At 41.0% G+C, this 12810-nt stretch carries 11 protein-coding genes and 2 pseudogenes; 6 read left to right on the forward strand and 7 right to left on the reverse strand.

Annotation, left to right across the window (positions count from 1 at the left end; all coding sequences use genetic code 11):
- The first annotated feature begins 569 nt into the window (after window positions 1-569).
- On the forward strand, window positions 570-1772 hold the full coding sequence (locus B6A27_RS07620) for an MFS transporter (protein WP_066149053.1): 1203 nt from the start codon (window positions 570-572) through the stop codon (window positions 1770-1772).
- 210 nt (window positions 1773-1982) lie between these two features.
- On the opposite strand, the gene B6A27_RS07625 is transcribed toward B6A27_RS07620, so the two are convergent.
- The 4 genes and pseudogenes from B6A27_RS07625 to B6A27_RS07635 all read right to left on the reverse strand — a co-directional run bounded on the left by B6A27_RS07625 (window position 1983) and on the right by B6A27_RS07635 (window position 4896).
- On the reverse strand, window positions 1983-3119 hold the full coding sequence (locus B6A27_RS07625; protein ID WP_080861435.1) for an MFS transporter: 1137 nt from the start codon (window positions 3117-3119) through the stop codon (window positions 1983-1985).
- Window positions 3120-3278: 159 nt separating this feature from the next.
- Window positions 3279-3560 (reverse strand): annotated as a pseudogene (locus B6A27_RS19490) (zinc ribbon domain-containing protein).
- A gap of 549 nt (window positions 3561-4109) precedes the next feature.
- A complete protein-coding gene (locus B6A27_RS19495) occupies window positions 4110-4262 on the reverse strand; it encodes a helix-turn-helix domain-containing protein (protein WP_483294911.1) in 153 nt (50 codons plus the stop codon).
- A 41-nt stretch (window positions 4263-4303) separates the two neighbouring features.
- Window positions 4304-4896, reverse strand: a pseudogene (locus B6A27_RS07635) (IS607 family transposase).
- A 483-nt stretch (window positions 4897-5379) separates the two neighbouring features.
- On the opposite strand from B6A27_RS07635, the gene ilvA reads away from it, so the two are divergent.
- On the forward strand, window positions 5380-6588 hold the full coding sequence (gene ilvA / locus B6A27_RS07640) for a threonine ammonia-lyase (protein WP_066149051.1): 1209 nt from the start codon (window positions 5380-5382) through the stop codon (window positions 6586-6588).
- Between the two features lie 30 nt (window positions 6589-6618).
- Here ilvA and B6A27_RS07645 read toward each other — a convergent pair whose 3' ends face one another.
- The gene (locus tag B6A27_RS07645; protein WP_066149050.1) at window positions 6619-6870 is read right to left on the reverse strand and encodes a DUF6154 family protein; all 252 of its coding nucleotides are present in this window, start codon (window positions 6868-6870) and stop codon (window positions 6619-6621) included.
- 152 nt (window positions 6871-7022) lie between these two features.
- On the reverse strand, window positions 7023-7274 hold the full coding sequence (locus B6A27_RS07650; RefSeq protein WP_044745992.1) for a hypothetical protein: 252 nt from the start codon (window positions 7272-7274) through the stop codon (window positions 7023-7025).
- Window positions 7275-7415: 141 nt separating this feature from the next.
- Here B6A27_RS07650 and B6A27_RS07655 point away from each other — a divergent pair, with 141 nt between their 5' ends.
- On the forward strand, window positions 7416-8180 hold the full coding sequence (locus B6A27_RS07655; RefSeq protein ID WP_080861080.1) for an alpha/beta hydrolase family protein: 765 nt from the start codon (window positions 7416-7418) through the stop codon (window positions 8178-8180).
- 309 nt (window positions 8181-8489) lie between these two features.
- Here B6A27_RS07655 and B6A27_RS07660 read toward each other — a convergent pair whose 3' ends face one another.
- Complete coding sequence (locus B6A27_RS07660; protein WP_197431018.1) at window positions 8490-9026, reverse strand: flavodoxin family protein; 537 nt, start codon at window positions 9024-9026, stop codon at window positions 8490-8492.
- A gap of 159 nt (window positions 9027-9185) precedes the next feature.
- Here B6A27_RS07660 and B6A27_RS07665 point away from each other — a divergent pair, with 159 nt between their 5' ends.
- From B6A27_RS07665 to B6A27_RS07675, 3 genes are all read left to right on the forward strand, one after another.
- Window positions 9186-9833, forward strand: coding sequence for a TetR/AcrR family transcriptional regulator (locus B6A27_RS07665; protein ID WP_080861082.1), 648 nt, complete (start codon window positions 9186-9188; stop codon window positions 9831-9833).
- Between the two features lie 119 nt (window positions 9834-9952).
- Complete coding sequence (locus B6A27_RS07670; protein ID WP_080861084.1) at window positions 9953-11095, forward strand: acyl-CoA dehydrogenase; 1143 nt, start codon at window positions 9953-9955, stop codon at window positions 11093-11095.
- Window positions 11096-11149: 54 nt separating this feature from the next.
- Window positions 11150-12802, forward strand: coding sequence for an AMP-binding protein (locus B6A27_RS07675; protein ID WP_255375080.1), 1653 nt, complete (start codon window positions 11150-11152; stop codon window positions 12800-12802).
- Window positions 12803-12810 lie beyond the last annotated feature (8 nt).

Genomic DNA, 12810 nt, shown 5'->3' on the forward strand with positions numbered 1-12810 from the left:
AACCATATAAGATGGGAGTTTCAACAAAGATATTTCCAATTCTAACATATTCATCGAGAAGTTTCCTGCCTTTAACCTAAAAATCAATTCAAAAAAGAGCAGCGGATAGAAAAAAGCCCGTTGCTAAACACGACTTAAAGATTGAGAGAACAGAATCCGTAAAAAATCACGGTCAGAAGGCAGCTCCTCAAGCTTGCCTTTTCGTTACATATCGGCTGACAAAGGTAGGAACCCGTTGTTTTCAGGCCTATTCTTAGTTCTATGAAGCAGCGTTGTTCGCTTCCGACTGTCAACGGTGAAAAAAAGTGTAAATTCCAGATCGATGCAAGTGCTAGCAAGATAAGTTCTAAAGGCGGCTGGGCCTTTTATATGGTTCGCTTCAACTCTTATCCATAACAATCTTTCTATTCTACCATATCACAAACAATAATACAGAAGTTTATTTAATTTAATTAAACTATGTTCTAAATAATCAATATAAATTTATGAAAAAAGGATCATTAAGAAGTAGTTTGCTAGTTGAGAAAATTATGATAAAATGTCAATGGAAAAGAAAGGGAGATATGGACATGTGGAGAAACAGAAATGTATGGATCATTTTGTCAGGAGAATTCATAGCAGGGCTTGGGCTATGGGTCGGCATTATCGGAAATTTAGAGTTTTTACAGAGGCACGTCTCTTCTGATTTTTTCAAATCGCTTATTTTATTTATAGGGCTGTTAGCCGGTGTTTTAGTCAGCCCGATGGCCGGGAAAGTGTGCGACCGTTTTCCTAAAAAAACCGTTTTATTATATTCAGGGTTATTGCGGATGATTAGCGTTATTTTTATGATGCTCGCCCTTCATTTTTCTTCCATTGGCTGGATGATTATGTTTACCATTGTCATTCAAATCGCCGCCGCTTTTTATTTTCCAGCGCTTCAATCAACCATACCGCTCGTGGTGGAGGAGAGACAGCTTCTATCTATGAATGGCGTTCATATGAATGTATCGACCATTTCTCGTATTCTCGGTACAGCTTTAGGCGGCCTGCTGTTAGCGGTCGTTAGTCTTTATTTTTTATATATTGCCAGTTTTATCGCATATGGCTTGCTTCTTGTAGCGACCTGCTTTTTACAAGTGAGCGAAGAAAAAAGCCTCACTGGCCGTCAGCAAGGCAAAAAGGCCAATTTTAGCGAGATGATCCCTATATTAAAGCAATATCCGCTCGTCAAAATTTCCTTATTGCTGACGATTATCCCGACCTTATTCCTAGGAGGATTTAATTTAACGGTCATTAATATAAGTGAATTGCAAAATGATAGCACGATCAAAGGCTTGCTATATACAGTAGAAGGAATTTCGTTCATGGTAGGGACGTTCGTTTTAAAACGGATTGCCGCAAAGTATGATATGCAAAAAATGCTATACGCCTTCTCTTTATTGATTGCTTTTGCGCATGTGTCCTTATATTTTGCCGATATCAAAATAACATCGCTTCTTTCCTTTGCTTTGTTTGGATTTAGTGTCGGCTGCTTTTTTCCAACAGTCGCTACCATTTTTCAAAAAACGATTCCGAAAGAATATCATGGCCGTTTTTTCTCATTAAAAAATATGCTGGATCGTATCATGTTTCAAATTGTTCTTCTTGGAACAGGATTTTTGCTTGATATGATCGGATTGAAAAATATGATGGTTGTATTCGGTGCGGTTTCTTTCATATTAGTCATTTATTTTTTTGCAAAAGAATCGCGACAATCGGTCACTGTTCAAGGCCACGATTCATCTCTGTAAAGCTTGTTCTTTTTAGATCTAGAGGCGAGTTTTGCTGACAAATGGCTATGTTGGAATAGCCAACTCTTATTAATAAAGAAAGATGGGGGTGTCTAATAAGTCGATTTATCGGCTTATAGACACCCTCTTAATGTTTTAGAGACGTTGATATCTCAATGTTTATGATGTTTCGTTTTCAATGGATTTTGACTTTCTGGACAGCCCCGTTTTTTATGAAGCGGTTTGGTGCTTCTCTTTTTGCTTATACACAAATAAATAGTAGCAAGAGAGGGCCAAAACAGACAGGATCACTCCAGATATATAAGGAAGGGTGATGGTAATTGTAAATAACCATCCTGCCACTGGAGGACCGATAATGCGTCCTAACGAGTCGAAAGAGGAGAGAAATCCTGTTGCGCTCCCTTGACCTCCGTTTGTCTGTTTCGTAATAAGGGAGGAAAGACAAGGGCGAATCATGCCATTTCCGACACCAAAAATGGATAAATATAGAGCGGCTGTCCAAAAGTCATGAATCAGTAAAATCAGGGCAAAGCCAGCTGCCGAAATCACAATGCCTGCTTGAATGACTCTTCCCTCTCCAAAGGCGCGAATCAGCTTGCCGATGAGTCCTCCTTGAATAAGAGCGCTGGCAAGTCCCATGATCATAAAAATATATCCAAGCTCCGTCGAGTGAAGATGGGCCCGTTTTGCTGCGAAGTAAGCAAAAGTGGCTTCAAGACCTGATAATGAAAAAGAAATAAACCATTGTAGAATATATAAGAGTAGGATCGGACGGTTAAGATCTTGCCAAATGGAAGCCGATGGGGCCACTCGATTTGCTTGTGCTTGCTCCTTCGTAAGCGATTCTTTTAAAAACAAAAACACGAATAATGAAGTAAGCAAAGACAGGGTTCCAGCTATGAAAAACGGCGTATGTAAGTTTATTTTTGAAAAAATTCCCCCGATGGCTGGTCCAAAAATAAATCCAAGTCCGATGGCTGCACCGATCATTCCCATTCCTTTCCCTCTCTCCTCAGGGGAAGTAATATCAGCTACATAAGCCATTGCGGTTGGCATCGTAGCGGAAGAAAGAATCCCGCCGACGATGCGGGCTATAAACAGCAGGGAAAGAGTTTTCGCCACAGCGAATAAAAAAAAGGAAAGAGATAAACCTATAATTCCTACAAGTAAAATTGGTTTGCGGCCATATTGGTCCGAAATGCGTCCCCAGATGGGAGCGAACAGAAATTGCATCAAAGAATAGATAGACATAAGCAGTCCAAGTTCCGTTGGGGTGGCACCAATGCTTTCGGCAAAAAACGGAAGAACCGGGATGATAATGCCAAACCCGCACATGACTAAAAACATAACAGAAAATAAAAGTGCTAATGATGTTTTCAATAAGCTTCCGTTACGCAAAACTTACAAAACTCGACAAAAGCCTTGTGAAAGTTTCTGTTTGCTTCCTCATTCATCGCGCCCAATTTCGCCAAGGCTACTCTCGTTTGGTGTAACGCTCCAGAGGCTTCACTTCCCGCGTAACTCGCGGTACGAAACAAATGCAGTATATTTCGATAAATTTATGCTCGCATTCAAATCTCTGTCGATACTTATTCCGCAAGCATCACATCTAAATGTTCGTTCAGATCATTTCAATGATTTCTTTAAATATCCGCATGAACTACACATTTTTGAGGATGGATACCATTGGCTTGCTTCGATAAACTCAATGCCATATGCCTCGCACTTATGTTTTAGCTTTTGCTTAAAAAAGCATACAGGCGTTGTTGTTGTATCGCTTTTGATCAATGGCGGTTTTTCTTATCCCTTTAATGTTTAGATCTTCCATTATGATTCGAGTGGGCTTGGTTCTCACCAGCTCATTTGACCCTTTTATTTTCATAATCCTCGCGGATATTTTTCATTTGAATGCGCAATTTCTGCATTTCAAGTTTTGTCATGTTGCGTGTTTTGACGTAACGGATTACACCTCCTTCTTCTTGGATTTTGTTCCTTTCATACTTTCTCGAACATTTCCGTTGCAACCGACGGAAACGCTTCTCTAACCGCTTTAATCGTTTTGATTGGGTTACATGGGGGTATATTGTACCATTTGAACAAACAACAATTGAACAGGAATTTCTCCTTTTTCTGACAGAAGGGGATCCATCCGACTTTTTCAATATACACATGTGTATCGCTGAATTTAATTTTGGCTGTATCTTGATAGAACGATGGTTTGTTTTGTTTCTTGCTTTTAAACTTTGGCTTATTTGCTTTTCTATTAAAAAACTTCTTATATGCATCACATAAATCTTTAATCGCTTGCTTGGCAATATTGTTGCTATAATCATACAACTATTTGTAATCAGGATTTGTCTGTTTTAATCCCGTTAGCTGTTTGCGCACATCTCCATCTTTGATGAAATTCCCGCCGTTTTTATCGTTATTTTCTTGCTGTTCTAATGCCCAATTGTACGCCCATCGAGCAACACCAGCGCAACCAAACAGCTTGGTGCGCTGTTTATTATTTGGTTCTAATCTAAATTTTCCTAGTTCGTATCATCATGAAGCAACTCTTTTATTATTTTCTTGGCTCTGTTTGCTCGTTTCCCTTGAAGCTTACAACTAAAAACGGTGATCATTTGTACTAAATCCTCTACTAACTCTTGTTCTTCTGTCTTTTCGGTTTTGTCAATAATTTCAATCTCTACGCTATAGCAAGCACATATATGCTCCATCAATTCAAAACCAAATCGAACCAACCTGTCTTTATAAAGAACAACGATTTTTTCCACCCTATTGCTACATATTAAATCAATTCATTTCTTTAACCCTTGTTTCGAATAGTTCATCCCGCTACCGATGTCCTCAATGATTTCAAAAGAATAACCTTTTGCCATCATATATGTTGGAACAGCTTCAACTTGACGCTCTAGGTCATCTTTTTGCTTTTTGCTAGGGACTCTGCAATACCCAATTCCTTTTTTCTGCACTTTTTGTTTCCTAATACTTGATTCAATTGCTCGTCGGAATAGTATCTAAATCCAGACGGAGCAATATATGCAGGTTTTAATACTCTTTTTTTATCCCAATTCCTTAATGTCCGTTCGCTTTTTTCGATTAACTCCGCAAATTTTCCTATGCTATAATACGCGCCATAAAAATCACCTCTATATACAACTTACCAAAAGTGAGTAAAATGTATATAGTTTTATAAAAAATTATAGAAATATTTTAATTGTTTACGCCCTCCTTATCATCATCGAGCTATTTGTAAAAACGAAGAGCCAGCTCTTGGCATGTCTCATGTCGCAGCAAGATCACGGATGTTGACATCAACCTGTCGTCTCCAATGATGAAATGCCGCAGAGGTTAGTCTCTTTTCTTAAAGCATAAGGGCTTGATTTTTTCTCAGCGAACAACAACGAAAGGACGAGTCATGATTGATTTGCCTCTTTCATCATAAAGGAATGAATGGTTATTTGCCAAGTAAAGGCGAAAGAAGAAAAGCAGATGCAAACAGGTAAAAGTACGGGCTTTTCATCACTCATGATAGCATATCGCTTAGAGATTCGATATAATGACAATGCGTGGATTAAACGATAAATAGTTAGGTGATGAAAGGATGCTAACACTTCAAGATGTTTTACAGGCAAGGGAAAAAATGAAAGGGACTGTTCATCACACTCCGTTGGAGCATTCCCAAACATTCAGTCAATTTTCTCAAAACGAAGTGTATATGAAATTGGAGAATTTGCAAAAAACGGGATCTTTTAAAGTGCGGGGGTCATTCAACAAGATTATGACATTAAGTGAAGAGGAACGGAAACGAGGAGTGGTGGCGGCATCGGCGGGAAATCATGCTCAAGGAGTCGCCTATTCAAGTGCGATGATTGGCATTCCTTGCACGATTGTCATGCCGAAAGGGGCGCCTTTAAGCAAAGTACAGGCGACACAAGGATATGGAGCCGAAGTCGTTTTGCATGGCGATGTATTTGATGAGTCGCTGGAATATGCTTTACAATTGCAAAAAGAACGTGAAGCGACATTTGTCCATCCCTTTGATGATTTAGCGGTCATTGCTGGTCAAGGCACGATTGGTTTGGAAATTATCGAGCAGCTGCCTGATGTGGATGTGGTGCTGTGTCCAGTAGGAGGAGGGGGGTTGCTCGCTGGATTAGCCTTTACATTGAAGCAACTAAAACCATCGATTCAAGTATACGGAGTGGAATCATCGGCATGTCCCGGCATGACGGAAGCGCTTCGCCAAAAAAAACCGGTGACGATCGTCTCTGCTGACACGATTGCTGATGGGATTGCCGTCAAAAAGCCAGGTGGCATCACATACCAATACATTGAAAAATATGTCGACGGAGTGGTTTGTGTAGAAGAAACAGAAATTTCAAGAACGATGCTTTATTTACTTGAACGGAACAAGCTGCTTGTAGAGGGATCGGGCGCTTGTCCGCTTGCGGCGTTATTATATCATAAAGTCCCATTCAAAGGAAAAAAAGTTGTCGCGGTATTAAGCGGAGGAAATGTGGATGTTACATTAATTTCTCGGATCATTGAACGCGGTTTAGTGGAGTCAGGACGGTTTGTCACATTCACCACGATCATTTCCGATAAACCTGGACAGCTCAATAAACTGCTTCGCATTATTGCGGAATTGGAAGCTAATGTCATGTCCATTCATCATCAGCGCATTGGAGCAAAGGTATTGCCGGGTCAAGCAGAGATTCACTTTTCACTTGAAACGAAAAATCAAGACCACATTCATCGCGTCCATCAAGTGTTGATCAATGAAGGATATGATGTAGAGTTTTTTCAATAAAAATAAAAGGGTGGCGGCAAGCCATCCTTTTTAATGAATAATAGAGGAGGAAGACCACTTTGTTTGTCCGACTCCTTCATTGGCCATTTTTGCTTTCAGACATTCAAGAATGTAAAGGCCGACCATGCCGACCAATTCGGTTTCGTCCATATCTTCAATCAGTTGCAGCAAATCTTTTCGACTCAACTCTTCTAAAATAGACATGGTCATGATTTCTGCGTCTTCTTCGTCTCCAGTCAGCCGATCTTTATAATATTCATACAATTCATCAACAAATTTCATCAATAAGTCCTCCACAAGGCTAATGGCCCTTCATTTATTGCGCCCCTCCTCCCCATGAATACTCCTATCAGGAATTGTCTATTTCTTGCTTATTTCGTTATGGTTGATCAATGTTTTTTAGTGATTTCTGATCAAGAGGAGGGCTCTTCTTTTTACTTCATGTCAGAAAAATGCTGTGCATGCTTAATGAACATTTCCTGATTTTCAATGAGTCCGCATGCGGCACATTGAACACGATAGCTCGGTCCGCGGTAAGGCAGATGGAAAGGATCAAGGGAATCATTGGTATATTCTTGTTCAATTTCACCTGTTTGCGGATGGAGCTTGACTGCCACGGGACGCTGTTCAATTAAGTTAAAGCGTGTTCGATTCGTTTTGCAATTTGGACATAACATTGGTTCCAAATGGCTCACCTCCGTTTATTATCTTTTAAAATAACAGCATATATTATACATAAAATCACTCATTTTCCTATCCACATAAAAAATTGACAAGACAAGGAACGAATACAAAGAACGAATACAAAGATAAAGGGGGAAGAGAAGATGCAAAAGGCCATTACGTTAGTGCATCGCGGAATGACACTTCGCGGAATGGAACATATTCCTCCACGAAAGGAAGGTGAAAAAGTTCCGGCGGTCATTTTATTTCATGGTTTTACAGGGACGAAGCTTGAGCCGCATCGATTGTTTCTTAAGTTGTCGCGGGCGCTAGAGAAGCAAGGAATAGCGAGCTTTCGTTTTGATTTTCTCGGGAGCGGGGAAAGCGACGGGAATTTTGAAGATATGACTGTATCAAGCGAAATAGCAGAAGCGCACGCCATTCTTGATTTTGTAAAAAAAGATGAGCGCATTGATGCGACGAAGATTTGTTTGCTTGGTCTTAGTATGGGAGGGCTCGTAGCAAGTGTTTTAGCTGGAGAAAGAGCGGCTGAAATTCATAAGCTTATTTTACTAGCGCCGGCAGGAAACATGTATGAGCTAATGATGTATATGGTTAAGCAAAACAAGATTGATATCACTGTTCCTTATTATGACCATGCGGGTAATTTAGTCGGTCGCTCGTTTTTAGAAGATTTGAAAACGATCAATGTATTCGAACGAGCGAAGCCGTATAGAGGTCCAGTCTTACTGATTCATGGCACGAATGATGATGTGGTCCCTTATCAAGTAAGCAGCCAGTATCAGCAGAGATGTTATGGAGAGCAAGCAACCATTCACTGGATTAACGGTGCAAATCATACGTTTGATCGGCATGAATGGGAATGCGAAGTGCTTGATAAGGTACTGCAATTTGCCTCGATTTATTAAACTTATTGTTTATTTTGTCAGGATGGTCTAGCTTCCCACAAAAACAGTGGATACTTATTGAATGTTTCGTCGCCTGCTCCTACCGTAGAAAAAGCCTTGATGTTCATCATCGATGCCGGATGGTATCACAAATTGTATCTTCATACTCGTGGTGCTAGTTGGGTAGATGATCCTGATCCCTTCCATATTTGCTCTCATGTGAACCGCCGAGAGGTCGGCACGCGGTCACGCTTTGATGTGACCAAGGTAAGCCACCGACTTGCTCTCCGGCGGATGTGTGAAAAAGTTTATTTTTAGAAAACAACGGAACTAAAGCGAACGAAAAATCTTATTCCAATATTTTGCTTCACTTAGGGCTCGCTGGTCGGAAAGAATTTCATCAGGTGCGTTTCCTTGACCGATTACGTAACCGATATACGTCAAGCCAACAAACTGGAAAATGTACTGGAATTGCTGGATAAGCGGCAGTCCTTTTATATACGGATCATCTCCGCCAACAGCCACAACAAACGCTTTTTTTGATTTCATTTCCTCCTTGAAGGAAAAATGAGGATCTCGCAAGCTTTGTGACCACCGATCAATAAACAGCTTCATTTGTCCACTCATTCCATACCAATAAATCGGTGTGGCAAAAATCAAAATATCATGTTCGCGAACAAGCCGAATGATTTTTTCATAGTCATCTGCCACAGGAGTAAATCCTTCTGGATCATGCCGTTTATCAATAATCGGTGTAATCGAAAAATCTTTCATATAGATCTGTTGATGAGCGATCCCCTCTAGCACAATTTGCGCTAATCGTGCTGTATTCCCGTTTTCGCGTGAACTGCCATTCATGAGAAGAATATTAGCCATTGAACTTACCTCTTTCTTTTTTTTATCAACGCTTATTATAAACAATGATTGACATCTGGGTCATTTATTACGTATTTTTATAGATAGCAACTACAAAATATTTAACTTTTCTAAAAATTATGTTAATATAAACGATAAAGGAGATTTTCAATGGCAAATAAAACGTTAAAAGAAAGAATTATCGATACGGCTCTACATCTTTTTGAACAATATGGCTATCATGGAGTTACCGTCGATCGGATTGTCACAGAAATTAACGCATCAAAAGGCGGTTTTTATCATAATTTTAAATCAAAAGATGAACTTCTTTATCACATTCACGATGTGTTTATTACTTACGTGCTCAACAAGGCGCAGGCGGCCTATGAAAACTATAAAACGCCTACAGAGCGTTTATGTGCCATTATTCAATCATTTGTAAAAGTATTTCATTTATACAAGCCGCATATCACGGTGTTTTACCAAGAAAGCACTTATTTAAAACCGGAGTATTCACAAAAAATCAATGAAAAACGTGATGAGTTTAAGCAGGTGATTTTCCGGGTCATTCGCGAAGGTATTGCCGCAGGCGAGTTTCGCCCGGAGCTTTCTGTAGAAATTACCGGTATGACGATTATTGGTATGGTGAACTGGACGTATAAATGGTATAAGCCGGAAGGACCGATGACAATCGAACAAATTGCCGACTATTTTATTGATTTTATTTTGCATGCTGTCCTTACAGAAGAAGCAAAGCAAACATCGGAAAATATCATTTATTTCATCAAAAACAAGCAAGTTTCACTCCGATCGTTTTAAAAAATGATGCTTACTGAATGTAAGTGTTGCTCGTGAAACAAACCAACTAGTCGGTCTTAAAACCATTCAAAACCGACTAGTCGGTTTTAGAATAATATGTTATAAATGGGGGAGAGAGAATGAATTTTGAACTGACAAAAGAGCAACAGATGATTAAAGAAATGGTAAGGGAGTTTGCTGAGAAGGAAATTGCACCAAACGCGGCGAAATGGGATGAAGAAGCCTATTTTTCTGTCGGAATATTCAAAAAGATGGGAGAATTAGGGCTATTGGGAATCCCGTTTCCAGAAGAATACGGCGGAGCTGGTGGCGATACGATTTCATATGCCGTCGCTGTTGAGGAAATTGGCCGTGCTTGTGGCGGGACAGGTCTTAGCTATGCTGCTGCTGTCTCACTAGGTGCAAGCCCTATTTACTATTTCGGCACAGAAGAGCAAAAGCAAAAATGGCTTGTTCCGATGGCAAGAGGAGAGGCGTTGGGAGCGTTCGGATTAACCGAACCGAATGCTGGTTCTGATGCTGGGGGAACTCGGACGAGAGCGGAGCTGGACGGAGATGAATATATCATCAATGGAGAAAAATGCTGGATTACGAATGCGGGGCATGCAAGGCAAGTAATTGTGACTGCAGTCACCGGAAAGGATGAGAGAGGAAAAAATATCATCTCTGCTATTATTGTTCCAACAGATACCCCGGGATTTACGATTCGATGCAATTATGACAAAATGGGTGTCCGTGCTTCCAATACGTGCGAGCTTGTGCTAGAAAATGTGCGTGTGCCGAAAGAGAACGTATTAGGGGATCCAGCCAAGGGCTTTAAGCAATTTTTATATACTCTCGATGGCGGCCGCATTTCAATTGCTGCTCTTGCCGTTGGAATCGCTCAAGCTGCGTTTGAGAAAGCGCTTCAATATGCGAAAGAACGCACACAATTTGGCCAATCCATTTCTAAATTTCAAGCGATTCAGTTTAAGCTTGCCGATATGGCGATGGAAATCGAATTAGCCCGCAATATGGTGTATAAAGCGGCTTGGCTAAAAGACCAAGGGAAACCGTTTACAAAAGAAGCCTCTTTTGCTAAACTGTTCGCTTCTGAAGCTGGCTTCCGCATATGTAATCAAGCCATTCAGATCCATGGCGGATACGGGTACATGAAAGAATATGGGGTCGAGCGCCATTTGCGCGATATTAAGCTTATGGAAATTGGTGAAGGCACATCTGAAATTCAGCGGCTCGTCATTGCCCGTCAGCTTGGATGTTAAAGGCAGAAAAATGGCGCGGATGAAAATTTCATTCAACCAAAGGAGGCGCATGTTATGGCGGAGATGTTAGAGGTTACAGTTGGCAAGCTATTAGAAGAAAAAGCGAACGCTTACCCAGAGCATGAGGCTGTTGTATATGCAGATCGCGGACTTAGAATGACATACAGGCAGTTTGATGAATATTGCCGTCTTGTTGCTCGGGGATTCATGAAGCTGGGCATTGAGACAGGAGAGAATGTTGCCATTTGGGCAACGAACACTCCTGAATGGCTGGCGTGCCAGTTTGCTACAGGTAAGATGGGGGCTGTGCTTGTAACGGTCAATACGAACTACCGCACAGCTGAATTAGAATACTTATTGAAGCAATCAGACTCTACCACGCTGATTTTAATAGAACGATATCGCGATTCCTCTTACATTGACACTATTTATGAGATTGCTCCCGAACTGTACGAATGTCAGCCAGGACAGCTGAAGTCGAAACGTCTTCCGCGTCTAAAAAATGTGATTGTTCTGGGGGACCGACGTTACCCAGGCACATACACGTGGAATGACATTTTGGCGATGGCCCATGACATCACCGAAGAGGAACTTGATCAACGAATGAACGCTCTCGACCCTCACGATGTCATCAACATGCAATATACCTCAGGAACGACGGGCTTTCCAAAAGGAGTGATGCTCAGTCATTACAACATTGTCAACAATGCCTACAACATCGCTCAATGCATGAAGCTTACAAAAGAAGACCGTTTATGTATTCCTGTGCCATTTTTCCACTGCTTTGGCTGCGTGCTTGGCGTCTTAGCATGCGTCTCTGTCGGCGCTACGATCGTGCCAATTCAAGAATTCAACGCGAAACAAGTGCTTCAAACGGTTCAAGATGAAAAATGCACAGCTTTACATGGCGTGCCAACCATGTTTATTGCTGAGTTAAACGACCCTGATTTTGAAAAATATGACTTGTCTTCCTTGCGAACAGGAATTATGGCAGGATCAAACTGTCCAATCGAAGTGATGAAGGCGGTCATTGAAAAAATGGGAGCCAAGGAAATTACGATTGCTTATGGACAAACCGAATCTTCGCCTGTCATTACTCAGACGAGAACGGATGACCCTATTCATTTGCGTGTCGAGACAGTGGGGCGTGCGCTTCCGAATGTTGAAGTCAAAATTGTCGAACCGGGCACAAACAGGGAAGTGCCCCGCGGGGTGCAAGGAGAGTTATGTACAAGAGGCTATCATGTCATGAAAGGATATTATAACAATCCGGAAGCAACGAGAGAAGCGATTGATGACGAAGGATGGCTTCATACAGGCGACTTAGCAATAATGGATGAAAATGGATATTGCCGTATTACTGGAAGGTTAAAGGATATGATTATTCGCGGCGGAGAAAACATTTATCCGCGAGAAATTGAAGAATTTTTATATCGGCATCCGAAAATTCTAGATGTTCAAGTGGTTGGAGTGCCTGATGAGAAGTATGGGGAAGAAGTGATGGCGTGGATTATTTTAAAACCAGGGCAAGCGGCAACAGCTGAGGAAATTCGTGAATTTTGCCGCGGAAAAATATCGCGTCATAAAATTCCTCGTTATATTGAATTTACGGATTCATATCCGATGACAGCGTCTGGAAAAATCCAAAAGTTTAAGTTGCGTGAACAGGCTAAACAAATTCTTCGTGCCAAGACAACCAATGAATAGGAGGAGTT

Origin of the sequence: Anoxybacillus sp. UARK-01 (assembly GCF_002075365.1) — a bacterium.
Taxonomy (GTDB): domain Bacteria; phylum Bacillota; class Bacilli; order Bacillales; family Anoxybacillaceae; genus Anoxybacteroides; species Anoxybacteroides rupiense.

Coding starts and splice junctions, on each gene's coding strand:
- B6A27_RS07620 (WP_066149053.1), top strand. CDS start 570: ATGTGGAGAAACAGAAATGTATGGATCATTTTGTCAGGAGAATTCATA.
- B6A27_RS07625 (WP_080861435.1), bottom strand. CDS start 3,119: ATGTTTTTAGTCATGTGCGGGTTTGGCATTATCATCCCGGTTCTTCCG.
- ilvA (WP_066149051.1), top strand. CDS start 5,380: ATGCTAACACTTCAAGATGTTTTACAGGCAAGGGAAAAAATGAAAGGG.
- B6A27_RS07645 (WP_066149050.1), bottom strand. CDS start 6,870: ATGAAATTTGTTGATGAATTGTATGAATATTATAAAGATCGGCTGACT.
- B6A27_RS07655 (WP_080861080.1), top strand. CDS start 7,416: ATGCAAAAGGCCATTACGTTAGTGCATCGCGGAATGACACTTCGCGGA.
- B6A27_RS07665 (WP_080861082.1), top strand. CDS start 9,186: ATGGCAAATAAAACGTTAAAAGAAAGAATTATCGATACGGCTCTACAT.
- B6A27_RS07670 (WP_080861084.1), top strand. CDS start 9,953: ATGAATTTTGAACTGACAAAAGAGCAACAGATGATTAAAGAAATGGTA.
- B6A27_RS07675 (WP_255375080.1), top strand. CDS start 11,150: ATGGCGGAGATGTTAGAGGTTACAGTTGGCAAGCTATTAGAAGAAAAA.